General features: G+C 42.7%; 21 protein-coding genes. 9 read left to right on the plus strand and 12 right to left on the minus strand.

The window, feature by feature from the left end:
- Positions 1-66: 66 nt before the first annotated feature.
- Entirely contained in the window at positions 67-564 is a 498-nt protein-coding gene (gene folK, locus A3775_RS16100; protein ID WP_156481659.1) for a 2-amino-4-hydroxy-6-hydroxymethyldihydropteridine diphosphokinase, read from the minus strand.
- A gap of 337 nt (positions 565-901) precedes the next feature.
- On the opposite strand from folK, the gene A3775_RS16105 reads away from it, so the two are divergent.
- The gene (locus A3775_RS16105; protein WP_066375233.1) at positions 902-3,214 is read left to right on the plus strand and encodes a transglycosylase domain-containing protein; all 2,313 of its coding nucleotides are present in this window, start codon (positions 902-904) and stop codon (positions 3,212-3,214) included.
- Between the two features lie 103 nt (positions 3,215-3,317).
- Here the strand turns inward: A3775_RS16105 and A3775_RS16110 are convergent, their stop codons facing one another.
- Together A3775_RS16110 and A3775_RS16115 are read right to left on the minus strand one after the other, a co-directional pair.
- A complete protein-coding gene (locus tag A3775_RS16110; RefSeq protein WP_066425836.1) occupies positions 3,318-4,154 on the minus strand; it encodes a class I SAM-dependent methyltransferase in 837 nt (278 codons plus the stop codon).
- 67 nt (positions 4,155-4,221) lie between these two features.
- Positions 4,222-5,427, minus strand: a complete 1,206-nt coding sequence (locus tag A3775_RS16115) for a histidine kinase (RefSeq protein ID WP_197480182.1) — start codon at positions 5,425-5,427, stop codon at positions 4,222-4,224.
- Between the two features lie 127 nt (positions 5,428-5,554).
- Between A3775_RS16115 and A3775_RS16120 the strand changes: the two genes are divergently transcribed.
- From A3775_RS16120 to A3775_RS16135, 4 genes are all read left to right on the plus strand, one after another.
- Positions 5,555-7,063, plus strand: coding sequence for a hypothetical protein (locus A3775_RS16120; protein ID WP_066425838.1), 1,509 nt, complete (start codon positions 5,555-5,557; stop codon positions 7,061-7,063).
- Positions 7,064-7,289: 226 nt separating this feature from the next.
- Entirely contained in the window at positions 7,290-8,663 is a 1,374-nt protein-coding gene (locus A3775_RS16125; RefSeq protein ID WP_066375223.1) for an S-layer homology domain-containing protein, read from the plus strand.
- Positions 8,664-9,019: 356 nt separating this feature from the next.
- Complete coding sequence (locus tag A3775_RS16130) at positions 9,020-10,042, plus strand: SGNH/GDSL hydrolase family protein (protein ID WP_066375218.1); 1,023 nt, start codon at positions 9,020-9,022, stop codon at positions 10,040-10,042.
- 21 nt (positions 10,043-10,063) lie between these two features.
- Positions 10,064-11,107, plus strand: a complete 1,044-nt coding sequence (locus tag A3775_RS16135; protein ID WP_066425839.1) for a M42 family metallopeptidase — start codon at positions 10,064-10,066, stop codon at positions 11,105-11,107.
- 193 nt (positions 11,108-11,300) lie between these two features.
- On the opposite strand, the gene A3775_RS16140 is transcribed toward A3775_RS16135, so the two are convergent.
- The 3 genes from A3775_RS16140 to A3775_RS16150 all read right to left on the minus strand — a co-directional run bounded on the left by A3775_RS16140 (position 11,301) and on the right by A3775_RS16150 (position 15,693).
- A complete protein-coding gene (locus A3775_RS16140; RefSeq protein ID WP_066425840.1) occupies positions 11,301-11,912 on the minus strand; it encodes a hypothetical protein in 612 nt (203 codons plus the stop codon).
- A 231-nt stretch (positions 11,913-12,143) separates the two neighbouring features.
- Positions 12,144-13,856 (minus strand): diflavin flavoprotein, encoded by a 1,713-nt coding sequence (locus A3775_RS16145; protein WP_066425842.1) that lies wholly within the window; start codon positions 13,854-13,856, stop codon positions 12,144-12,146.
- A 112-nt stretch (positions 13,857-13,968) separates the two neighbouring features.
- Positions 13,969-15,693 (minus strand): diflavin flavoprotein, encoded by a 1,725-nt coding sequence (locus A3775_RS16150; RefSeq protein WP_066425844.1) that lies wholly within the window; start codon positions 15,691-15,693, stop codon positions 13,969-13,971.
- 109 nt (positions 15,694-15,802) lie between these two features.
- On the opposite strand from A3775_RS16150, the gene A3775_RS16155 reads away from it, so the two are divergent.
- Complete coding sequence (locus A3775_RS16155) at positions 15,803-16,708, plus strand: pantothenate kinase (RefSeq protein WP_197480176.1); 906 nt, start codon at positions 15,803-15,805, stop codon at positions 16,706-16,708.
- Between the two features lie 305 nt (positions 16,709-17,013).
- A complete protein-coding gene (locus A3775_RS16160; RefSeq protein ID WP_066375208.1) occupies positions 17,014-17,484 on the plus strand; it encodes a hypothetical protein in 471 nt (156 codons plus the stop codon).
- An 84-nt stretch (positions 17,485-17,568) separates the two neighbouring features.
- Here A3775_RS16160 and A3775_RS16165 read toward each other — a convergent pair whose 3' ends face one another.
- Both A3775_RS16165 and A3775_RS16170 read right to left on the minus strand, forming a co-directional pair.
- The gene (locus tag A3775_RS16165; protein WP_066425845.1) at positions 17,569-18,909 is read right to left on the minus strand and encodes a Rid family detoxifying hydrolase; all 1,341 of its coding nucleotides are present in this window, start codon (positions 18,907-18,909) and stop codon (positions 17,569-17,571) included.
- 97 nt (positions 18,910-19,006) lie between these two features.
- Positions 19,007-19,438 (minus strand): NUDIX hydrolase, encoded by a 432-nt coding sequence (locus tag A3775_RS16170; protein WP_066425847.1) that lies wholly within the window; start codon positions 19,436-19,438, stop codon positions 19,007-19,009.
- Between the two features lie 191 nt (positions 19,439-19,629).
- On the opposite strand from A3775_RS16170, the gene malQ reads away from it, so the two are divergent.
- Complete coding sequence (gene malQ, locus A3775_RS16175) at positions 19,630-21,138, plus strand: 4-alpha-glucanotransferase (protein ID WP_066425850.1); 1,509 nt, start codon at positions 19,630-19,632, stop codon at positions 21,136-21,138.
- Positions 21,139-21,210: 72 nt separating this feature from the next.
- Here malQ and A3775_RS16180 read toward each other — a convergent pair whose 3' ends face one another.
- A complete protein-coding gene (locus A3775_RS16180; protein ID WP_066375199.1) occupies positions 21,211-22,023 on the minus strand; it encodes a RodZ family helix-turn-helix domain-containing protein in 813 nt (270 codons plus the stop codon).
- Positions 22,020-22,808 (minus strand): pseudouridine synthase, encoded by a 789-nt coding sequence (locus A3775_RS16185; RefSeq protein ID WP_066375198.1) that lies wholly within the window; start codon positions 22,806-22,808, stop codon positions 22,020-22,022. Before A3775_RS16185 ends, A3775_RS16180 begins: the two co-directional genes overlap by 4 nt.
- Positions 22,809-22,951: 143 nt before the next feature.
- Between A3775_RS16185 and A3775_RS16190 the strand changes: the two genes are divergently transcribed.
- On the plus strand, positions 22,952-23,665 hold the full coding sequence (locus tag A3775_RS16190; protein ID WP_066425851.1) for a DUF2993 domain-containing protein: 714 nt from the start codon (positions 22,952-22,954) through the stop codon (positions 23,663-23,665).
- Positions 23,666-23,902: 237 nt separating this feature from the next.
- Here A3775_RS16190 and A3775_RS16195 read toward each other — a convergent pair whose 3' ends face one another.
- Entirely contained in the window at positions 23,903-24,793 is an 891-nt protein-coding gene (locus A3775_RS16195; protein WP_066375193.1) for a phosphatidate cytidylyltransferase, read from the minus strand.
- A gap of 139 nt (positions 24,794-24,932) precedes the next feature.
- Complete coding sequence (gene cbiT, locus A3775_RS16200; RefSeq protein ID WP_066375190.1) at positions 24,933-25,535, minus strand: precorrin-6Y C5,15-methyltransferase subunit CbiT; 603 nt, start codon at positions 25,533-25,535, stop codon at positions 24,933-24,935.
- Positions 25,536-25,584 lie beyond the last annotated feature (49 nt).

Below are 25,584 nucleotides of genomic sequence, written 5' to 3' on the forward strand. Positions count from 1 at the left end.
AGAGGACCAAAAAACACTGGGGGGTGGTAATCGCACCAGGGTTTTATGCGTTGATGGGTGGTAATTTTAACTGTCCTTTAACAAAAGTACATCAGAACAGTCTACTTTTTTTACCAACTCTTTTATCGCTAATCCGGAAACTGGATCTATCCAATCGGGGGCAATTTCCGCTAGCGGTACTAACACAAAGGCTCGCTGTTGCATTCGCGGATGGGGAATTTGCAGAGTTGGCGTATCGATCATTAAATCATCATACAGCAATATGTCCAAATCCAGCGATCGCGCTCCCCAGTGTTCTTGCCGTACCCGCCCAAATTTTTGTTCTATCGCTAGCAATGTCTCTAATAATTCCTGGGGACTCATTTCTACTTGCACAATCGCACAACCATTAATGTAATCGGGTTGTGGCGGCCCTACGGCTTTGGTTCTATACCAACTTGATGTTGTCTCTAGTTTAATGCCGTCAATTGTAGCTAATTCCTGAATTGCTGCGGCTAATATTGCCAAAGAATCGCCCAAATTACTGCCAAGGGCTATGGCACTACGTCTGACTTTGACTACCACCCCATTATCCCATAAATCATTATTGAGACTGATTGATAAATTCTGCCAAAATTTTTTTTACTACTTTGGATAGTGTTTTTGATGTTTAACAATTAATTAAAACAAATGTAATCCTCTATGCAAAAAAAAATAATTAAATATAAAAAAATTCTTATGTAATAACGAATTTAGTGATTTCATTATGAGATATTATACTAACACGAACGTAGTGAGGCAAGTCAAAAACTACTATTTAGTAGTTAGCGGGTGACTACATTCAGCTACGAACTAATAAGAAGAAACTTACCTCTAAGTTCCAGCAAGCAATTTCAATGACTCAGACAAGGAGGAACGGCACTTGTCGTCTGGTAATCATTTAGAAAACGAAGAATCCACAACCGAGCATTTACCACCCAACAGACTGGTGAAAGCAAGGCAGGTACTGCACCAGATGAGCAGTGTCACCTCTGGGATGATGAGCAGGATCAGTAGCCGAGAACGTCCAATCTATCGGCGTTGGTGGTTATGGACAGGTTTGAGTGTAGGGGGTGGGATCATTGCTTTTAACTATTGGATATCGACAATAGATCAGACACTACCCGATAAATCGGAACTGCAAACGGTGATCCGCGAGCAAACATTAACAATCAAAGCTGTGGATGGCAGTATATTACAACAGCAAGGGGAAGCAACTAGAGAAGCACTGAATTTAGAACAGATACCAGACAACCTGAAAAACGCCTTTATTGCGATTGAGGATAGAAGATTTGAGCAACATAGTGGCGTTGATCCTCAAGGAATTATTCGAGCAGCTATAAATAATTTGCGCTCGCAAAATATCGTAGAAGGTGGTAGTACCATCACCCAACAGTTAGCTAGGATTCTGTTTCTCAACCAAGAACGCACAGTCTGGCGCAAAGTCAAAGAAATCCGCCTCGCCCAAAAACTAGAAACTGAGTTAACAAAAGACCAAATTTTAGAGCGTTATTTAAATTTAGTGTATTTGGGAGCAGGGGCTTATGGTGTAGCCGATGCGGCCTGGGTGTACTTCAGTAAACCAGTAGATCAACTCACTTTGGCAGAAACAGCCACCATTGCAGGGCTTGCCCCAGCACCCAGCACCTATTCCCCAGCCACTAATCCCGCACTTGCCAAACAAAGACGCAATTTAGTCTTGCAAAGGATGCAAGAAGACGGATTTATCACAGCTGCCGAAAGACAAGCCGCATCACAAGCAGCAATCCAACTCAAACCCAGTTTACCTAAGCGGCTACAAGTAGCAGCCCCTTACTTTAGTAGCTACATTCTGCAAGAATTACCAAAGTACGTTCCGGCGGATGTTCTCGCCAAGGGAGGGTTAACCGTAGAAACCAGCTTAAACCCAAATTGGCAAAAAGCAGCTGAAGCCGCAGTAGCGAAAACCCTGAAAAATCAAGGACGCTGGCAAAAGTTTACACAAGCAGCATTGGTAGCCATTGATCCCCGCAACGGTGAAATTCAGGCGATGGTGGGGGGGAAAAACTTTGGCAAAAATCAATTTAATCGCGTCACCCAAGCCCAACGTCAACCAGGCTCAACATTTAAAACCTTTGTTTATGCAGCCGCGATCGCCACAGGTAAAAATCCCAACGACAGCTATTTAGATGCGCCTTTTGTTGTTGATGACTACGAACCCAAAAACTACGGTAGAACCTTCCGGGGTAGGATGAGTATGCGTGATGCCCTGACGCGTTCTGTGAATGTGGTAGCGGTGAAAGTATTACTAGATGTCGGATTTGATCCTATTATTAACGTAGCCCATAACATGGGCATTAAATCTAATCTGCTACCTACCTACTCACTAGCTCTCGGTTCCAATGAAGTCACGTTACTAGAACTAACTAGCGCGTATGGTAGCTTTGCCACGCAAGGATTATACACTCAGCCTCATGGTATCCGTCGCATCCTCAACCGCAAAGGCGAAGTCATCTGGTCAGTCGATTTTCAACCCAAGCGAGTCATTGACCCGACTACAGCCGCCATCATGACTTGGATGCTACGCAACGTTGTAGAAGCTGGTACAGGTGCAGCCGCCCAATTAGGTAATCGACCAGTAGCCGGAAAAACAGGTACTTCCGATGAAGCCCGTGATTTGTGGTTTATTGGCTACATTCCCCAAGTAGTAGCGGGGGTGTGGTTAGGTAATGATAACAACCGTCCCACCTCTGGTAGTAGTGGTAGTGCGGCTTACACTTGGCATGAATTTATGGAAGTTGCAGTTGAGGGGATGCCAATAGATAAGTTTCCCCCCAAACCTCAACTAGAAGGTCGCAAAGGCAGCATCAAAGCTAAACCGATTAAGCCTAAAAAAATCATCAATGGTTCTCTTAACGCTGATGAAAAATCAGACCAACAGGAAACCAGACCATCCAGAAGACGCAGCAGCCGTTACCAACAAACAGATAATAACTCCAATTCCAACTCATCCAGAAGACGGCGGCGTTATCGCCGTAGCGAAGCATCCAGTTCTAGTGCGGTTGCTGCTCCTCCCAGAAGAAGGCGCACCGGAACAGTAGAATCAGGTTCTTCTACACCTTCTAGTTCTAGACAGTCTTCATCTCCAACCAGTTCCCCATCCCCTAAACCCTCTTGGCGTGAACGACTCAGACCGAGGTCATCTAATTCGGATTGAGTCATTAGTCATTAGTCATTAGTCATTAGTCATTAGTCATTGGTCATTAGTTTCTCTCCTCCGCTTCCTCCGCTTCCTCCGCTTCCTCCACTCCCCTGTTCCCCTATATCTTTTGGGCTATGTGAACGGCTGAGAGAAATGAGACGGGTATACTGGTGATGGAGTGTCTTTCTAATGCTTTCCTTAAAGCTGACAATAAAGCATTTCTCTGCTGGGTGTCTAAAGCTATATATGGTGCTAAGGTGCTTAAAAGCAAGAAATAATCATCTATGCTATAAGTCAGTTCACAAGGTAATTCTTCAGATACTAGACACTTAAACAAACCAGAGTTAGTCACAGCCTGTGCAAATCTTCTGAGATAGTTTTGTTGAGTTTCCCTTTCTTCATAGCTTGCCAAACTGGAAACTTGAGTTTGATAAACCTCATGTAAAACTTGATAAATTTCATACTGTGGTTGGGGTGTCATATTCCACAGCAAAATCAAAAATCCATCTTCTTTTAAAGCATCGGCGGCTTTTGCATACCCCATTTCTGGGGAAACCCAATGAAAAGAAGTTGCAGCTAACACAGCATTGAACTTTCCTGGCTCTAGCTGCCATTCTTCAAATGAGGTATTGGTAATTTCTACGGAGGGATATTGTCTACAGTTTTGTCGAGCTAGTTGACAAAGTTTTTGGCTTGGTTCTAGACACAGCATTGCGAAGCCCAATTGAGCAAAAGCCGTCGTCGCAGTTCCAGGGCCGCATCCAATTTCTAAAATAATTGCATCTTGTGGAAGTTGGGCTAACTCTACAGCACGGTGAATCAGTGCTTGAGGATAGCGTGGTCTGGTTTGATGATAAGCATCAGCTACTTCGCTATACCAATTTTTTCTCTGCTGCGAAGTGTAGATATTTGATAATTGCTGATACCAATTTTTTCTTTGTTCAAAATCTTTCATAGCAAGCTTGAGAGCAATTTCCACAATGTTGGGAATACATCAATGGAAAATTCCACATCCCAGAGGATTACAAAGGGTAAACCGGCAAAGTAAAGTGAAACCATGCACCACCGTTTGGGCTAGAGTCTACCCAGATTTGACCGTAATGCGCCCGGATAATACGTTGGCATAAACAAAGACCAATACCGTAACCTTCTGTACTTTCGTCCCGTTCTAGGCGATAGTGGTTTTCAAAAATGCGATCGCGATTTTCTGGGGGAATACCAGGGCCAGTATCGCCAATACTAAACTGCACTTTTTGCGTAGTCCGATGCAATCCAGCAACAGTGATTTTACCAAAATCTGGTGTATATTTTATGGCATTATCTAACAAATTAATTAAGACTTGGTGGATGCGTTCCGGGTCAGCATATACACAAGGTAAATCTTTAGGTATATCGGTTTCTATGATTTGGGATTTGGCTGTGTAGCGATCGCGCAATTCTGCTAGGACATCTAAACACAGTTCACCGAGTTGTGTCTTCTGGGGTGTGATGGGAAACTCTGTATCATTTCCTCGCCCGACTTGTAACAGTTCCGCGATCATCCTGTCGATGGTTTTGGTTTGATTGCGGGCTTGCTTTAACAAATGAGCGATTAATGCGGGTTTGAGACGCTGAAATTCGCCTGTTTCGGAATTATAGTTAGATTGTAGAGTTTCTATAGCGATCGCCGCAGCCGTTAACGGATTGCGGAGGTCGTGCGCTAGCATCCCAATGATTCTATCTTTAAATTGTAGCTGCTCTAACAGTTTCTCCTTTTCTTGTTTGAGATGAAATATCTCATCAGAAAGTTTGATGAGTTCTGCCGAAACCGCCACAGAATAAATTGGCGACTGTGGTTGTGATATACGACCGTTGTCATCTATACGTTCTTGTAAGTCTTCCTGCAATTGGTGATAAGTTTCTACAGCTGCCACCCAGCGCGGCCACCAAGTTTTCAATTGGACAATGATGTTGCTGCCAGCTAGAATTTGCCTCGGTTCTGGGTGAATTTTAACTAAAGCCGGTGTCGCCACTAATTTAAAGTGTTCTGCCAAATAGGGTTGTTGCCTAACGTCTATAATTTGCAGTTCAAATTTATACTCAGCCTTTAATTCTTTTAAGTAAGCACGGATACGCTGCACCTGTTGCTTGGACTTTGGTCGTCCATCAATAAACAGAAGCAGCTGGAGCGGAGCCTCAGAATAAATAGGCTGATCCTGGGAAACTTGCATGTAATCTTGTTTCAACACTGGTAACAACCTGGCGGCACTTTGCAGAAATTTAGAATAGACTGACACTTGTCAATGGTCGTTCTTGTTTCTCAATTTAATATCTATTTTAGATTTTGCATACTCCTATCTGACCAGGGTTTTGACGATGAGATACATATTTTTGAGCGTTTTGCTTCCATTTTGTTTAACTGGTGTTTCGAGAAGCGTTCTGGCTGGGCCATATCCGTCTTCACCTTCTGATAATCATACTCTGGCTTCCGAGCCAATTAATGAAAATTTTTATACTCAAGCCCAGAGATTGATGCAGCAACAGCTAGATTTTATTGCTCGTGTTGAGCAAGCGTTAGTTTCTCCTGATGCGAATCGGATGCGGGTGGTGCGGGGACAATTAATTTTCCACACGAAAAACACAGAACGTTTTCTCAAGCGTCAATCCCAAAATCCCCAAAGTTTATGTAGTCACAGAGATACTTCCCCTATACCTAGCCAGTTAACTCAACCACAAGTAGAAATTTATTGCGCCTTGTATGCTTCTAGCCAGGAATTATTAAAACTTACGCCAGTGCTAGATCAGTTGTTGTCTCGACGGGGTGAATTAGCTTTAGTCAGAGAGTTACCTTTAGTTAGTGGTGAACGACTATCAGATCCCGTGCTGGCAATTGCACCTGTGCAGCGTCCCAATTTGGGAAAACCGGCGACACCCTTCGCAACCAGAGAGGCAAATCTAGCACCAATCAATCAAGCTGCATCCACATCTAGTCCTTTACCGATTGTCGGTAGAGTGGGCAAGACAGCTATAGCTAATTATCGTCCACCTGTACAACCTGCGATCGCACCACCAGCAAATGCACTGACTGTTTTGGCTAATGCCAAGGGATTTTTAACAGCAGCCCAAGTGGCACTTCCTGCGGGTACTCAATTAACAGACTCCCAGGAAACTGCTGCTGCCCTTGATCGTTTTGCTTACGGATTAGATCCCCAAGAACCACAAACTTACGCCCAGTTTTTGCAACTACCACGCACGGGAATTTTTCGCGTATTAGCTGCTGCTGCTTACCAACGTCCACTGAATACTTTGTGGAATCGGCTGCAACCTAGCGTCAGTCAGCGTTATCCTTTCCCTATTTTGAGTGATGCTCAAACAGGTTTTAAACCTAGTTTAACACTGGAGTTAATCGGCGATCGCTTCCAAATGCAGCACCCTGGAGTAGATTACAGTTTCATGGTAGATGTGGGAGATATCCCCTTGGAGAAATTAGATCACAAACTGAGTGCTATAGTCTCACCCACAAGGGAATTTCTGCTCAATTACCAGCCTCCCCAACAATTAGAAGCTTTGCAAGTAGAAAGACGGAGATTTTTAACTGGCAAACATCAACACTTCCATCAAAATCGAGTCATGTTAGCTAGTGCGCCCGCCAAATTAAATCATACTTATTTAGTGCGATCGCTGCAATTCCAACTCCCAGAGATGATTTTAAATAGTCAGCTAATTCCTACGGCAAAACAACGCTACATAAAGCAATTAAAACAAATACAAAGCAGTGATCTCATAGTCGCCTTCCGACCCGTGCGACAACGTGCCGACGGCAGCTATACTATACTGTGGCGAGTCATACACGAGCTACCAGCCCCGCAAATTGTCCAGCTATGAGGGACTGGGGACTGGGGACTGGGTATTGGGGACTGGGGAAGATGAGGTAGACAAGGGAAGGGAGAAATTCTTTAACAGTCAACAGTCAACAATCAACAATTTTGAATTTTGAATTTTGAATTTTGAATTGATTAGTCTCCCTCATCCCCTAAAAATCTACAACCGCTCACGATAAACCACCCCAGTCTGCGCTAGGGTAGGAATTGACACGCGTTTGTGATTTCCTGTGCTTTTGTGTAAACGTCCAGTCACATTTTTCAGTTTGGCTGTTTTACTAACTTTGCTATCAGCCTGTGGCAATACTCCTACTGCCAAAAACTGGGAACAGTCTTTGGCAGCAGATCCCAGGCTACAAAGTAACCCAGTTATTTTTGGGCAAAATCCAGCCAGTGAACCGCTATCGGGGCAGAATCAAACCTCAGTGCAATTACCTGCGGATTTTCCCCAAGAAATTCCTATATATACGAATGCTAAACTAGAAGAAATTACTCCAGCTAGTGGTGCAGATAACAGGGTATCAGCGCGCTGGCTGAGTTCTGAACCCAGCAATTTTATCACGAGCTTTTACCGTAGTCAGTTTCAGAAAGACAACTGGCAGATTTTACAACAACCCACAGATGATGTAGAAGGTAGTTTTGCAGCTCGTCGCAACGATTTGCTGGTGAATGTCTCTATTCAACCTCAATCAGTGACTAATCCCGCACCGAACCAACCACAAGCGGCGACATTAATCAAGATTGAGTATGTCAGGAATAGTACAGCAACTACGCCAGGCACGTCAACAGTAACCGCTAATAATCCTACCCAAGCAGGTGATCCAAAATTTATCGGCCCTGTACCTCCCGCTAGCTGGGGTAGTATAGCGGAGAACCAAACACCAGCCTCAACATTATCATCTCAAGTTTTTAGTGATTTGAGCAAAGCACCCGAACAACTGCGCCAATATATCGAAGATTTAGGGGCGTTAGGTGTGTTCACATCCGCCGCTTCAGCCACTAAAACTAATTCCTATACAACGACTAACCAATTTGAACCGAGCAAAATTACTACCCGTCGAGAATATGCCCGTTGGCTAGTGACGGCGAATAATGCTATGTATGCCAACAATCCAGCTAAACAAATTCGCCTGGCATCAGAAACTACCCAACCTTCTTTTAGTGATGTGTCGTCTCAAGATCCTGATTTTCCAGTGATTCAGGGGTTAGCTGAAGCTGGGTTAATTCCTAGTGCCTTATCTGGAGATTCTACAGCAGTTTTGTTCCGTCCTGATGCACCTTTAACACGGGAACAACTGCTACTGTGGAAAGTACCTCTAGATACGCGTCAAGCTTTACCTGCGGCTAATCTCGCAGCTGTTAAGGAAACTTGGGGTTTCCAAGATACGGGTAAAATTGACCCTAAAGCGTTGAGAGCAATTTTAGCTGATTTCCAAAATGGTGAACAAGCAAATATTCGCCGTGTGTTTGGTTATACAACTTTGTTGCAACCGAAAAAACCAGTAACTCGTGCAGAAGCGGCGGCGGCGTTGTGGTATTTCGGTACTCAGGGCGAGGGTATATCGGCTAATGAAGCGCAGCAATTACAGCGATCGCCAACCTAACATATATAATTATTTGACCAAAGGAATGGGATACAAGCCCCGCCCTTGCAGTTAGTAGTTAGTAGGGTGCGTCAGTATGAATATTTTCTTGGTATAGCTAGGTTTCTCGTACTGACGCACCCGACATTTTGGATATTTTTTTATCTCATTGAGGGTGGGCTTTACCTCACCTCGATATATTGCCCTTAAATCCTAAAAATCCCTGAAAAATCAATCTTGTCTGTGATTTTTCCTGATATGTTATTGATAGCTACGTAAACTTACTTACATAAAATCGCTAAGCTCTGCACTAGGTAGGGTGGATTTTTCAGTAAATTTATCAAGCTGGCTGGACTTTAACATTTCAGTATGAAGATATGAAGACAAAAATTATAGCGGCAGGATTTGTCATCTTTTCTGTGATGTTGCCGCTTGAAGCTAAGGCTCAGAGTTTTAGCGGCATGTATGTATTTGGCGATAGTTTAGCTGATACTGGTAATATCTTTAACCTAACCAATGGGGCTGTAAATCCAGTAACGGCTATTCCACCAAGTCCACCATATTATTCAGGACGCTTTTCTAATGGCCCGATCTGGGTGGATTATGTAGGACAACAGTTAGGATTACAACCTACTTTAGTAACTCATATATTGCCTAATCAGCCACTTCCTACTCAGGGTATTAACTTTGCTATGGGTGGGGCTAATTCAGGATTCGGTAATGCAGTTGTTCCTAACGCCCCCTTACCAGGAGTATTACAGCAAGTTCAGGGTTTTGTAGCAGGAAATAATGGACAGCCCGTAGACCCTAACGCGCTTTATGCTGTAGTGGGAGGTGCAAATGATTACCTTTTCCCGTCATCACTTAGTCATCCTCATCAGCCTAAGCCTTACACCCATATATCCCAAGCTGTACATACCCTAGCAGCCGCAGGTGCTAAAAACATTGTAGTATTTAACCTGCCAGATTTGGGTAAACTACCAGGGGCTAGTCTACCAGGGCGGAATCCTGCTGATTTGACCGCAGCGACTTTAGAGTTTAACTCAAATTTAACTAAGGATTTGGCAACTATTCGTCAAAACCCAAATATTAATCTCAGGGAAGTTAATGTTTATTCTCTAGTCAATCGTTGGCGTGCATCTCCTGAGAAATTCGGTTTTTCTAATGTTACCGATGCTTGCTTTTCAGTAGCGAATGCTACAAGTTGTAGTAATCCAAATGAGTATTTATTTTGGGATCCTCTCCATCCTTCAAGTCAAGCTCATAAAATGATAGCAGAGGCGGTAGCCGTACCTGAACCTTCAGAAACGATGATGACTTTAGCACTTGCTGCTGTGGGTACACTAGGTTTCCTCAAGCGTCAACGTCAAAAGTCAAAGTTGACTGGGGTGGGTAAGTAATTTTTTGAGCTAGCTAAATTCATGTGGACTAACGATCGCTTATTTGAAACTATAGCCGAATTGGTGATGCAGCACTCTCCTAGCGGTGCCGAAACGGAAATTAATCAATTTCTGATGCAGCAATTTGCTGCGCTAGGTGTACCAACTTGGTGCGATCGCGCGGATAATATCATCGCCAAAATTCCTGGTAAAATTTCCGATAGAGCGATCGCCATTACTGCCCACAAAGATGAAATAGGCGCGATAGTTAAAAATATCGCTGAAGACGGTAAGGTAGAAGTTCGCAAACTGGGCGGTGCTTACCCTTGGGTTTACGGTGAAGGTGTTGTAGACTTATTGGGAGATAATGAAACTATTAGCGGCATTCTCAGTTTTGGTTCGCGTCACGTTTCCCATGAATCACCGCAAAAAGTCCAGCAAGAAGATACAGCCGTCAAATGGGAAAACGCTTGGATTGAAACTAAACTCACAACTGCGGAATTAGAAGCGGCTGGTATTCGTCCCGGTACGAGAATGGTAATTGGGAAGCATCGCAAGCATCCTATTAGGTTAAAGGATCATATTGCTAGCTATACGTTAGATAATAAAGCATCTGTGGCAATTTTGCTAGCTTTGGCGCAACATTTACAACAGCCAGCAGTCGATGTTTATTTAGTCGCTTCCGCTAAGGAAGAAGTAGGAGCAATTGGAGCGTTATTTTTTACCCAAAATCAAAGTTTAGACGCTTTAATTGCTTTAGAAATTTGTCCGTTATCGCCAGAATATCCGGTGAAAGATGGGGAAAATCCGGTGCTTTTATCGCAGGATGCCTATGGGATATATGATGAGGGGTTAAATGGACAGTTACGCCAATGTGCTAAAAAGTTAGATATGCCGATACAATTAGCGACATTGAGTCAGTTTGGTAGTGATGCTTCGATTGCTATGAAGTTTGGTCATGTTGGGCGTGCTGCTTGTTTGGCTTTTCCTACTCAAAATACCCACGGTTATGAAATTGCTCATTTGGGTGCAATTAGTAATTGTGTTAGTTTATTGAAAGCTTTTTGTGAGACTGATTTTGAGTAGGTTGTTTTAGTAAGATTTTAGTGTTGCTGACAAGATTGTTTGATGGTTCGCGCCAAGGCGCAAAGGCGCAAAGAAGAGCGCGAAACAGGCGGGTTAAGTAGGGTGTGTTAGCGATAGCGTAACGCACCTAACGCACTCTAAAAAATACCTAATTTTCTGCAAAAATAAAAGCTGATTTCTATATTTAGCTCATTTAAATATTATAATTATCATCTAATCCCAAGCTGAGAATCCCTAAAATTTTACCTACTTGGTTTAAAAAGTATTCATTCAAATCTACTTCTATTGTTGTTCCTTTTAACTGCATAAATTTCCAATTACTACCAGTAGTTACAGCACCAATTATGTAGTTTACTTGGTTTCTTTTCTGCTGGTTAAAAAGCTGAGAAGCTATCATTTCTGCCATACACTGTCCTAAGCCAGCTTCAATGTTTTCGTTTTTTGCCTCGACTATGGCTATAACTGGTGATGTAATAAATAACTGTTCGGGAGAACTACTAATCAAAAAATCACAAAAACCACTTAAGCCTTTTTCTATATCAACATTAAACTCTTTGCCAGAAAATAAACTGACTTTTTGCGGGTATAATCTTTTTAATTCCAATAATATAGGCGCAATAATCATCTCAGAACGAGATTTTTCTGAATTAATTGCTAAAGCAATTGGTGCATTAAATCGCAGTGTTTCAGTTAAGTAATTACTACATTTTATTTCTGGTACTTCAGCAAATTTACTGGCTTGCTCAATTAGAGTAATATTAAATTTTTCTTTAACTGATTCAATATCAAACTGACTGTAAGACATTGCCTCATCCTGTTACTGGCATCTCAGCATCTAATTTTATTTTAATTAGCGTCATATCTTGCACCATTCTCAATAAGCTTAAGGTGGGCATTGCTAACAACTTAAAACTAAAGCTTTGAGCAGATTCCAAGCAATGCCCACCCTACAAAAATTATCTCTATATTTAATTTATTTTGGTGATGTAGGATGTGGTAGCAGTAAGCTATTCCATACCATAAGCCCCATGCCCATTTAATAATGATTACCTGATTTGCGGTGATGCACGGCTGTTACCCCATCCTGATTTAACACTTTGCCATTATCCACAGTGGCATACACTAACCAATGATCGCCTGATTCCATCCGGTTCTGGACTGAACACTCTAAATAAGCCAGCGCATCTTTCAGTATCGGACTACCGTTTGCTGCTTCTTCTGTGGCGACATCAGCAAATCGGTCTTGTCCTGGGGCAAAGGGTTTGAGGAAGTGTTTCATCAATCCTAAGTGATTGCCTTCTTTCAGGACATTCAGTGTAAACTTATTACCTGTGTGTGTCAGTGGTTCTACTGCCCTATCTTTGGCAATAGCCACAGTTAAACCAGGAGGATTAAAACTGGCTTGCGCTACCCAAGAGGCTAACATGGCACTTGATATATCGCCTTGTTTGGCGGTGACTACGCACAGTGAGCCGACAATTCTCCCCACGGCTTGCTCTACGTTGGTGGCTGGTTGACTGGCTGCACGGACTTTTTTGGCTTTTTTCAGGGCTTGAGCAAAGTCAGTTCCGGCTTCTTCGCATAACTGCAAGGTGGCATCGTTGGGTTTGAATTTGACGCGGATGGTATCAAACCCGAACCGATAACCAGCGTCTTTAAGTTTGCTTTCAATTAAGTCTACTGCTTCCCCACTCCAACCAAAGGAACCAAACACGCCAGCTAGTTTGTTGTTAGTGGCGGTAGATAAGACTATTCCTAATGCGGTTTGTACGGGGGTGGGTGCATGACCGCCGAGGGTAGGTGAACCGATGACGAACCCGGCGGATTTTTCTACAGCTGCCCGCATTTCTTCTGGGTCGGCAAATTCACAGTTAATTGATTCTACCGCTACCCCGGTTTTAGTGATACCACGAGCGATCGCCTGAGCTAATGTTGCTGTATTTCCATAGGCAGAAGCATAAATCAAGGCAACTGTCAAGTCTGCCGAGGCTTGCTGTTGAATCCAGTCTCTATAAGCTTGGGTAAGTTCTATTAAGCCGTAACGGACTATCGGCCCGTGTCCAGTAGCGTACATCCGCACAGGTAAATCAGCGAGTTTATCAAGTGCGGTTTCTACTTGTTTGGCGTGGGGAGCCATGAGACAATCAAAATAATAGCGGCGGTCTTCGTTGATTGTCTCCCAACCTTCATCAAATACTTGATCACCGCAAATATGCGCCCCAAATAATTTGTCTGAATACAAAACTTCGGTTTGGGGGTCATAAGTACAAAGTTCGTCAGCGTAGCGGGGGTTGGGGGTGGGGATGAATTGCAAATGATGACCTTTGCCTAAGTCTAGGGTTTCATCCCCCCGCATGATCAGAATTGGTAAGTCTTGATTTTCTAACGCGCCACGTAAGTTAATCGCGCCTGGGTTAGAACATACAAAGGTAATTTGTGGTGCTAGTTCTAGCAGTGCTTTGATTGTGGCGGCTCGGTTGGGGTTAATGTGTCCGAGAATAACGTAATCTATGGTGGTTAAGTCTAGGCGTTGCTTTAATGCGTTTAGGTAAATTTCGGTGAATGTTTCCCCTGGTGGATCGATGAGGGCGATTTTATCGGCTTGTATTAGGTATGAGTTGGCTGTTGTCCCTTTGGCTAGGGCGTATTCTATTTCAAATCTTAGTCTTGTCCAACTGCGCGATCGCACTATTGTGGTGTCTGTGGCTATGGGGAGAATTTGAACGTCGCGGGGTTTGGTTTGTGGCATGGGTTTTGAGGGCAGAGAGGTTGTTATTTTTTTTTAACGCGGAGGTGCGCGGAGGTAAACGCGGAGGGGCGCGGAGGTTTAACTCCTTATTCCCTACTCGCCACTTCGTTTTTTAGTAATGGTTTCCGACTTTGCGGTGGTGAACTGCTGTTAGGGCTTCGGGTTTTGATACTCTGCCTGTGTAGACGTTGCTGTATACTACCCAGTGGTCGCCGCAGTCCATTCTACTTTGGACTTCGCATTCTATGTAGGCTAATGCGTCTGTGAGGATGGGCGCACCGTTTTCTGCGGCTTGGGTTCTGATTCCTTCAAATCTGTCTGCACCAGGGGCGAATCTTTTGAGGAAGTGGCGCATGAGGATTTGATAGTTTCCTTCTTCTAATACGTTGAGGACGAAGCGATCGCCTACTTGCATTAAAGATTCTATTGCTCTATCTTTGGCTACTGCAATGGATAATCCTAATGGTTTGAAGCTGGCTTGACTTACCCAGGATGCAAGCATCGCGCTGGCTACTTCTCCTTTTTTGGCTGTGATAATATATAAGCCGCCGCTTATTCTTCCCAAGGCTTTGTCTAAGTCCGCACTTAGGGATTTCATCGCTTTGATGCTGCGATCGCGTGTTACCCACTGTCCTAAGTCTGTTCCGGCTTCTTCACACAGTTTGTAGGTGTTTTCGCTGGGTTTCTCTCTGACTTCAATCACCGGGAAGGCTACGTGTAAGCCTAACGCCCGGAATTGGTTTAGTAGTGGGTAGGTGGGTTCACCGTCACCACCGCCTGTTTCAAATATACCTATGCTTTGTTTTTCGTTGGCTGAACCTAAGACTGTACTCAGGGCTGTTTGGATGTTAGGATTACCGTTAGCTGGAGGCATCCCAATTACTAAGCCGGTGCAGCGTCCGACAAGTTCGCGCAATTCCTGTAAGTCTGCTGCTGAACCTAGGTCTACTATTTCGACGGCTACGCCTGTTTTAGTGATACCGTTAACTATACTTTGGGCTAGGCGATCGCTATACCCATATTCGGAAACGTAAAATACCCCTACTGTTGTTTCTGCTTTGGTTTGGCTTTGACTCCAACTGCGATAACGTCCGGTTAATTCTTCTACGTTATGGGACAGCAATGGCCCGTGTCCAGTCGCTACCATTTTAATAGTTGGCAGTTCTCCCATACGTTTCAAGGCTGATAATACTGAACGCGCATTTGGAGCCATTAAGCATTCATAGTAATGTTTAAATTCGGCTTCAATGGTTTTTAAGTCTTCGTCATAGGTGCTATCAGAACAGTAGTGCATTCCGAAAGCGTCGCAGGTGTACAGAGTTTCGGTTTTGTGGTCGAAGCTAAATATGGTGTCCGGCCAGTGTAAATTGGGGGCAATCACAAATTCTATTTCGTGACCGTTACCTAAGTCTAGGCGATCGCCATTTTTTACAATCTTGTGCTTAAATGGCTGATGTACTAAGTTTTCCAGAAATTGAATTGCTACCTTAGACGCTACAACCGTAATCTCTGGCGCGATTTGTAACAAATCTTTGACTAAGCCACTGTGGTCGGGTTCGGTGTGGCTGACAATCAAATAATTGATATCCTGTGGATTAATTAAGCCTGTGAGCGTATCAAAATAAAGTTTACGGAATTTTTCGTGGGAGGTATCTACTAAGGCTATTTGCTCACCACGTATCAGAAAGGAGTTATAGGTAGTACCGTTTTCTAAACCGAACTCGATATCGAAGCGATCGCGATCCCAATCCAGAGAGCGTATTACTGTAGTATCCTCAGCAATATCCCCTGTCTGTATGGTCAGCCGTTTTTCAGTTTTATCGGTGACTGCTACCATAACTCTCTCCTTAACACAATGAGTATTTATTCCTCTGGTCTTATTGTGACACAGGTGAATTGTAAATTTTTATTAAAACAGCAATAAAAAAGTTAAAAAAACCAAACGTGTGAAACAGTACCCCCACCCAAGACACATAGAGAATATCTGGCTAGCCTTAGAAATTGGCAATTCCCGGTTACATTGGGCTTTGTTCACAGGTGAAACCCTTAACCAAACTTGGGATACAGAGTATTTACCTGAGACTGGGGATTGGGGACAAATCAATTCAAAATTCAAAATACCCTACGGGAAGGCAAGCCTACAAAATTCAAAATTCAAGAATTCTAAGGAAAAAATCTCCCCCACTCCCTCATCCCCCTCATCTCCCTCATCTCCCTCATCTCCCTCATCCCCCTCATCCCCCTCATCTTCCTCATCTCCCCTACCTCTCGTCATCGCTTCCGTAGTTCCTCAGCAAACTGCACTTTGGGAAACATACCCTAACGCTCGTGTCATTACTTTAGATCAAATACCACTCAATAATACATATCCTACCCTGGGAATTGACAGGGCTTTGGCTTTGTGGGGTGCGGGGATGACTTGGGGTTTTCCGATGTTGGTAATTGATGCGGGGACAGCACTAACTTTTACGGGTGCAGATGCTAACCAGTGTTTAGTCGGTGGTGCAATTTTACCGGGGATGGGTTTACAGCTTGCGAGTTTAGGTCAAAAAACCGGACAATTACCCCAGTTAAATATAGACTTAATTCAATCTTTGCCGCCACGTTTTGCCTTGAATACATCAGAAGCAATTCAAAGTGGTGTGATTTACACTCTGTTAGCGGGAATTAGAGATTTTATTGTTGATTGGTGGCGGTTGTTTCCTGATGGGAAAGTGGCAATTAAAGGAGGCGATCGCATCTTATTATTTAACTATCTCCAAGCCTTATATCCTGAGATAGCAGCACGTTTAATAGTAGAGCCTAATTTAATATTTTGGGGAATGAAAACAATAGTTATGCAAAATGAATGAGCGATTGCGGAAAAGCCCTTGTAGATATTGGATCTATCAGTGAATTAGTTTTGAGCAACAGGAGATACTTTATAAAGACTACGTTAAATTGTAGTAGACTGACACGACTAAAATGATGCACAAATATAATTCAAAATTTCTTGTGGTGCAGGCATCTTGCCTGCATGGTACGGTCAAGATGACCATCCCACAAGAGTTTACTAATGCACTAAATTAGCTGTGTCAGTCCAGTAGGGTGCGTTAAAGCTGAACAATCAAACTAATTCAGATTTATTCTTGATTATTTACAAGTACACTTGAGAAACATGACATTATATAGAAAGAAAAAACCTGGATATTTCGCAGCAGTAATCGGTAGCTTTATAGGAGGTATAGCACTATTAAATCTAGGCGAATATTTAGGTAATAGCTATGTGAAAAATTTTCTGCCCAATGCAGAATTAGATGGTATTATTCCCCCTGTGTTGGGTCAGTTTATGGGATGGTGGGTTGGTGCAGTATTTGGATGTTGGCTGGCTTTACGCTGGCAAAATTACAGAAAGTCAAAGAAAACAGCTAGTTTATTAGCAATTATGACTCCAGGTGGTATTATCATTTGGACGCTGTTATATTTGTTTTTTTATCAATGGGGTATTGCTAATAGTAGTAGTGCTGTGTTGGATCAATTGCAAAATTATGTTAAGCCCATATCAGCTAGTTTGATGATGATGGTTTTAGCATTCGTCGCCAGACATTTCACCAAACCACTACCAGCTAATCAATATCAAGATGATTAAATTAGTTCGTAGTGTTAGCGTAGCGTCTCGCAGAAAGGGCTTCAGCCCTCTATATTAAGGGCTAGAGCCGCTTACTACAAACGATTATTCTGGGATGACGGCGATACACTCAATTTCTACTAAAACATCTTTTGGCAAGCGTGATACTTGTACACAAGCACGGGCTGGGGCTGTAGCTTCATCAAAATATTTAGCGTAAACTGCATTCATAGCGGCGAAATCATTCATGTCAGCCAGAAATACGCTAGTTTTAACTACATCTTTAAACGTAGCCCCGGCTGCTGTCAAGATAGCTTCTAGGTTAGCGAATACCTGTTCGGTTTGCTTTTTCACATCCTCTGTGTAGACAACATCACCGAGTCGAGGATCAATGGCAATTTGTCCAGCCACAAATAACATTTTACCGGAAGCTGCGATCGCTTGATTATAAGGGCCTACTGGTGCTGGTGCTTTATCAGTACGAATAACTTGATGAGTCATATATTTTACTGCTTCTGAAAATACTTCCGACTTGTAAACTTCTCCATCAGGCATTATCGCATCAGTCAGGTCTGCATCTACAAAACTAGCACCATAGATATTCGCCCCAGTTAAATCTACTTTTCTCAAACTCGCTCCATTGAGATTAGCTTTCATCAAATCTACTTGTTGTAGTTCTGCTCTCTCTAAATTTGTTCCTTGAAGACAAGCTTTTCTCAAATTAACATCTTTAAGATTTGCTGCTGCCAAATCAGCACCAGCAAAATTCATACCTGACAAGTCATGTTTAGATAAATTAACGCCCCGAATTTTAGCACTCTGAAAATTTGCGTTTTTCAGTGTCACGCTGGATAAGTTTACTTGACTAAAATCAGATGCAGTTAAGTTAGTATCGCTTAAATTAGCACCGACCAAACTGGATCTAACAACTTTTGCTTCATTCAAAAATGCGTCAGTTAGGTTGGCATTTTTTAAATTGCAGTCGCTTAAATTAGCATTATCTAGGTTGGCATTACTAAAATTGGCACGCTCTAAATTTGTTTTACTTAAGTTAGCATTACTCAGGTTAGCATTAGTGAAATTGGCATTATTTAGGGTTGCTTCACTTAAATTCGTATTACTGAGGTTAGCGTTAGTGAAGTTGGCACTACCTATTTTTGCCTTAGTCAAAACAGCACCACTCAAGTCAGCCCAACTCAAATTTAAACTAGAAATTTCCCTCAAACTACTCAAATTTACACCTATCAAAGATGCTCTGGTGAGATTAGTACCTTCAAGACAGGCATTACTCATATTTGCATCATTCAAATCTGCTCCTGTCAAATCTGCTCCTTGCAGGTCTATTCCACTCAGATTTGCACCCTTTAAGTCTACACCTCTCAGATTTTCGTTATGAAATTTCCGTTGACCTGCGGCGTATTTTTCTAACAGCGTCTCAGCATCCATAAAGCACAATTGAATACAACTTATTTAGTATAATTCCAGATATTGCGCGTTGTAGGTATTATGCTGTATGTCTTGGTGTCGCTGTGGTTAATTAACCCTAAGCCAACCTGGGACGAATCCCATAATGGCGATAACGCCAATAATCTTGCAAAATGCGGTCATGGTCAAAACATAAATTATTCGGTACACGCCAAGACTCAAAAATCCCTACACTTTTGGCATCATCACCAGCGTTTGGTTCTCCGGTTGCTGTTGCCAAAAATACAATACTAATAGTGTGCTGACGGGGGTCGCGTTTGGGGTCAGAATAAACTAGGAATTGCTCTATTAACTCCACCTGTAAACTCGTTTCTTCCTCAGCTTCCCGTTTAGCTGCTATTTCTACAGGTTCGCCATAATCAACAAAACCGCCAGGTATCGCCCAACCCAAGGGCGTATTATGTCGCTCAATTAATACTATCGGTCGATGCGGTCGGTCTACTAATTCAATAATGATATCTACGGTTGGTGCTGGATTTCTATATGTCATAGTCATTAGTCATTAGTCATTGGTCATTGGTCATTGGTCATTAGTCATTAGTCATTAGTTTTCCTCCCCCTGCCTTCCCCAGTCCCCAGTCAACAGTCAACAGTCAACAGTCAACAATTAAGATAGCTTTCCAAGCTAGCTTGACTGTGATAAATTCGATGCGATCGCTTCTCACATTTTTGAACTAGAATATGCCTTTTCCTAGATCCAGTGGCGTTTTGCTGCATCCTACTTCGTTCCCCAGTCGATTTGGTATCGGAGATTTAGGCTTAGAAGCCTACAAGTTTATTGATTTTCTCAGAGAAAGCTACCAGCAGTATTGGCAAGTCTTACCTTTAGGCCCTACTGGTTACGGTAATTCTCCTTATGCTTGTTATTCAGCATTGGCAGGAAATCCGATGCTGATTAGTCCTGAACGATTACAAGAACAGGGTTTTTTATCAGAGGAGGACTTTGTTAATTTACCAGAATTTGATGCTTGTAAAGTAGATTATGACCGAGTTATCTCTCTGAAGACTGAGCTTTTAAAAAAAGCTTGCCAGAATTTTCAAGTTAAAGCCACTCCTTTACAACAAAAAGAGTTTTCTGGTTTTTGTCACAGTAAAGCTTATTGGTTAGATGATTACGCTTTATTTATGGCGTTGAAAGATGCCCATCATGGCACAAGTTGGCATACTTGGGAAGCGGAATTGGTGAAGCGAGAACCGCAAGCCATTGAGCAAGTCAGACAACAACTAAAGGCTGAAATATTTTACTATAAATTCGTTCAATATGAATTTTTCCGTCAGTGGTCGGAATTAAAAACTTATGCCAATATGAGCGGGGTTTACATTATTGGTGATATTCCGATTTATGTAGCTCAAGATAGTGCTGATGTGTGGGCGCATCCCGATATTTTTTGTTTAGATGAAGACACTATGCAACCTGCGCTGATGGCGGGAGTTCCACCAGATTATTTTAGTGCTACTGGTCAATTGTGGGGCAACCCGGTTTATAACTGGGATGAATTAAAAAAACAAGATTTTCTCTGGTGGTTAGGTCGCTTTGAGGCGATGTTAGATTATGTAGATGTGATTCGCATTGATCACTTCCGGGGATTTGAGGCTTTTTGGGCTGTACCCCAAGGTGAAGAAACTGCGATTAATGGCGAATGGGTAAAAGCTCCCGGAGAAGAATTATTTGATGCGATTAAACAAAAATTGGGTAAGTTACCTGTATTAGCTGAGGATTTGGGGGTAATTACGCCAGAGGTGGAAGCACTGCGAGATAAGTATGAATTTCCAGGGATGAAGGTTTTACAGTTTGCTTTTGGTTCTGATCCTGGTAATCCATTTTTACCGTTTAATTACTCGCGTAATTTTGTTGTTTATACTGGCACTCATGATAATGATACTACTGTAGGTTGGTTTAATTCTGCCAATGACTACGAAAAACAAAACTTGTTGCTTTATTTAGGGTGTGTTAGTCCTGAAGGTATTCACTGGGATTTAATTAGATTGGCTTTAAGTTCGATAGCTAATCAAGCGATTATTCCGTTGCAGGATATTTTGGGTTTGGGAACTGAAGCGCGGATGAATTTTCCGAGTGTTGCTGAAGGTAATTGGGATTGGCGATATGAGCCGAAAGCGTTAACAGAACAGTTAAGCGATCGCTTAAAAATTCTCACTAAACTTTACGGACGGGCTCCTCAAGGCAAGTAAGGAAAGAAGAGGGAGCGGGGGACATAGATATTTTTGATTCCCCTGCTTTCCTAAATCTTCCAATTGATTGGTTTATTCAGGTTTAGCAGCAGCAATTTTAATTTCTTCAGCTTTACCAACTTCTCCCATTTGCTTGGCTGCTTGCTGATTCACACTCATCAGTACGCCACCAGCATTATTAGTTTTGATTGTCAATTGTTCTTGCGCTTTCCAAACGCGACGCGCTCCTTGGGGTAGAATCCCCTCAAATTCGGTTTTACCATCAGCTACTACCCGAATCCAAGAGGCTGCGGTTAAAGTCACACCAATCTGTACTGATTGATTGTCTTTGTTATCTGTGAGGCGATCGCTCACAGGTATGGTTCTGGTTAACTGCTTGACTGGCGTTGATTGTCTTGTCACTAATCTGTCTGGCTCAACGCTGGGTTGAATGTTGCTATTATTTGCTGTAATTGCAGTCTTGTTCAATAACTGAGACAAACTGTTGACAGCACAGACAATCAAGACTATGTATACCAAGTAAAGATGAATAGGACGTAATTGATGAATTGACTTAGTTTTTCCTACAGATGGCAGATTGACTATTTGATAACCAACAGGAAAATTACTAGCAAATTCCGCGCCCTTGAAGCCAACTGCATCAGCAAACTGTCTAATCAAGCCTTGAATATAAATTGGTTCTGGCAAATCTTCTAAATTCCCTTCTTCTATCGCTTGTAATAGTCGCCGGGGAATTCTCGTATGGGCGACCATTTCATCGAGAGATAGACCAAGTTGTTGACGTGCAGCAGATAATTTACTACCCATTTCGGCTAGTTTTTCGGCTCTTTGTTGTTCTAGCGAAGGTTTTGGTAGGTCATTCTTTTTAAAATTTAGCCATTTCATGTTTTTCTACACTCCTTACCCCAATCTTGAATAGGTATGTCTTTGGTCTGAATTTGTAAATAGCGAATTTCGTCATCTTGAAGAAAACGATATTGACCTTCTCGTAATAAGGGTTTTTGTGGTTGTTGTAATTGAATCGAACCAATTGCAGTTCGATGTAACTTGATCACTGGATAACCTAACTGTTCTGCGATACGGCGAATTTGGCGGTTTCTTCCCTCCTGCAAAACAATCTCTAAACGACTATTTTTAGCAAAACTTTCTAGGAAGCTTACCTTGGCCGGACGGGTTTTTCTCCCATCTAGAAGCACACCCCGCCGCCACTTTTCTAGCACTGCTTCCGGGGGATGACCTTGTACTAGAATTTGATAAGTCTTAGGAATACTGTGACGTGGATGGGTGAGTTTAAATGTTAATGCTCCATCATTAGTCAGTATTAACGCGCCTGTAGAATTGATATCTAAACGACCAACGGGATGAATACCATAACCTTGACGTAAGTTTTCCGGTAATAAATCCAAGACTGTCTTTCTCCCTTGGGGATCGTCACAGGTGGAAACTACACCCAGGGGTTTGTTTAACAACACATATACAAGAGTTGGACGATTGTCAGCCGCTACTGGCCGACCATCAACAGTGATTTTATCCTTTTGGGGGTCAACTTTTTGTCCCAATTGTGCTATCTCACCATTTACCCGCACGCGCGATCGCCGAATCATTTCTTCGGCTTCTCGACGTGAAGCAATGCCCAACTCAGACAGAACTTTTTGTAATCTCGCCTCCATGTATAAATTACTGGTAATAATTTCAAAGTTTTAAATATTCATCAGCTTGGCATTTTGTGGTAAATAGCCATCAATGCTACAGTTAAACCTTGTTTAAGTTCAGTTGGTTACTGAGCAAATACCCAACCCATGAGAGTGGTTAAATGCCAGAGAAAAATCCCAAAATTAGAAGTTTAAACAAAATCCGCATCATTACAAACATACTGACAACAGCACTGAAGGTATGGTTAAGAACACAAGTCAGCCAAGTATCTGAGCTAGAAGTCGAGATTAAAGCTAGCGATCGCCAACTTCTCTCCGGTTGCATTCCTTGGGTTTCCATCTTCGCCACTCATGCTGTCTATCAAGGTCTCCATATTAACCAAATTAAACTAGGAGCAGAGAATATTCAAATCAATATCGGCCAAATACTCAAAGGTCAACCACTGCAATTGTTGCAAGTAGTACCCGTAGTTGGCGAACTGATCATAGAAGAGAAGGATCTGAATGCCTCCCTCTCATCTGAACTATTATTAAGTGCTTTAAATGATCTACTCGTTAAACTTTTACCAGATAATTGTCCAGATGCCAAGTCTATTTTTTGGCAAAAGATTATTCTGAAAAATCAACAAATCTCTCTCATAGCCACCCTCACATCTGTAGGTAAATCTATACCTTTAGAAATAAGTTTCTACCTAGAATTGCTGAGGGGACAAGAGTTACAACTCTCGCAAATTCAAGTCATACAAAATGGCGTATTACTATTAACAAGTAGTGATAATTACAATTTTCATCTTGGCTCAGATGTCAATATCGCAGAACTCAGCCTGACACCAGGTAAGTTAGTTTGTCGCGGACAAGTTAACGTTAATCCGTGATCGGAGTGGGGAATGGGAGCAGGGGAGGCAGGGGAGGCAGCCGCGTGGGCGGGTTTCCCGACTTGAGCGGACTGCCGTCAGCAGGGGGAGAATAACTAATGACTAATGACTAATGACTAATGTACGGGCGGGTTTAGAGAGAATTATCATGGCTCTACAGATTATCTGGTAAACCCGCCCCTACTGACTAATGACTAATGACTAATGACTAATGACTAATGACTAATGACTAATGACTCACTTATCCGCTACCAGTGGCAAAATAAGCGTCACGAAATAGTAAACTAAAGGAGCTGTAAAAATATAACTATCGGTACGGTCTAAAATACCACCGTGTCCAGGGATTAATTGTCCTGAATCCTTTACGCCAGCATCACGCTTAAGCATTGATTCAGTGAGATCGCCCAACAGACTAGCCAAGCCAATGACTAAACCGAGTGTGACACCAGTAAGTAAAAATTTGGGTAACTGAAGATAATAAGAGCCAGCAAGAGCAACGGCTAAACTAGCACTCATTCCAAAGACTGCGCCTTCAACAGTTTTCTTGGGACTAATATCAGAAAGACGAGTTTTACCAAAGAATTTACCGAAAAAATACGCGCCAATATCTGCCGCCCAAATACACAAGAAAGTCAACAGCGTGATTGTCAATCCTTGTGGTAGAGCATTGATATTTGTGACAGCGAGGATATCTGTCCAGGTTGTAGGCCAGTTGCCAGCGAAAGGAAGATTGTTGATAGCTGTACTACCAATTGCGCGTAACCTTACCCAGTAACTCGGTAAGTAACCCACATAAAACAGCCCCATAATGGAAGCGGAAACATCGGCAATAGTTGCCATTTTTGGCTGAAACAGCAGGTAAAAACAAATAACTGTGCCAGCTATAGGCATGACAGCATCAGCTAAAGTACCATTCAGGTTAGAAATTCCCAGCAAAACTAGACTAAGGAAAAGGGTCGTTTTGGCAGCTGGTAAAATACCTCTGGTTCGCACCAAATCAAAATATTCCTGTTGTCCCAAAAAAACGACAACAGCAAGCATGATAGTAAAGTACCAACCCCCCAACAAAACAGCACTTAAGGCAAGGGCGATCGCAACAATTCCACTAATAATCCGAGACCAAGGCATAGAAATATTTAATACTGGGGGAAGGGAAACAAGAAGGGGGAGCAGGGGAAGCAGGGGGAGCAGGGGAGCAGGGGAGCAGAGGAAGCGGAGGAAGAAATTCTTTAAGAGTCCCCAGTCCCCAGTCCCCAGTCCCCAGTCCCTAGTCTAGTTTCTCACCACTGAGGATAAAAATGGGATCAACGGCGGCAAAGGTTTGAGAAAAACCTCGTTTCTCTAAGCGGTTAACCGCCGACTGCACAACTTCCACATTTCTAGCTTGTAATTGGGCAAAGCTTTGAGAAATAGCATACAGGCTTTCTAAATTGCTGGCGGTGGTGACTACTCTGCCTGATGATGGTAAATAATGCCATACTGCTTGCAAAATTTCTTGAATGGCTCGTCCTCCCTCCAGACAAACACGATGGGGAGCAACCTTGAGGTCGTGTAGACATTCTGGTGCGCTACCTTCAATCACTTCCACATTTGTCACCCCAAAGCGATCGCAGTTACGTTTAATTAAGTTGGCAACTTCTTCATCCCGTTCTATGGCAATAATCTGACCCTTGGGACACAATAACCCCACTTCTACCGGAATTGTACCTGTTCCTGCGCCAATATCCCACAACACAGAATCAGGTTCTAGTCGTAGCTGAGATATCAACAGCAACCTAATTTCGCGCTGGCTAAAAGGTATGCCTGGCAAATGCTCGAACAATTCATCGGGAATACCAGGAGTGACATAAGGCCAAAGTTGGGAAGGCATAGAACTATACATTTATACTAAGGATATCAGCTTGTCTCATTTGGCAAGA

This window comes from Anabaena sp. 4-3, from assembly GCF_001597745.1.
Classification (GTDB): Bacteria; Cyanobacteriota; Cyanobacteriia; order Cyanobacteriales; family Nostocaceae; genus Trichormus.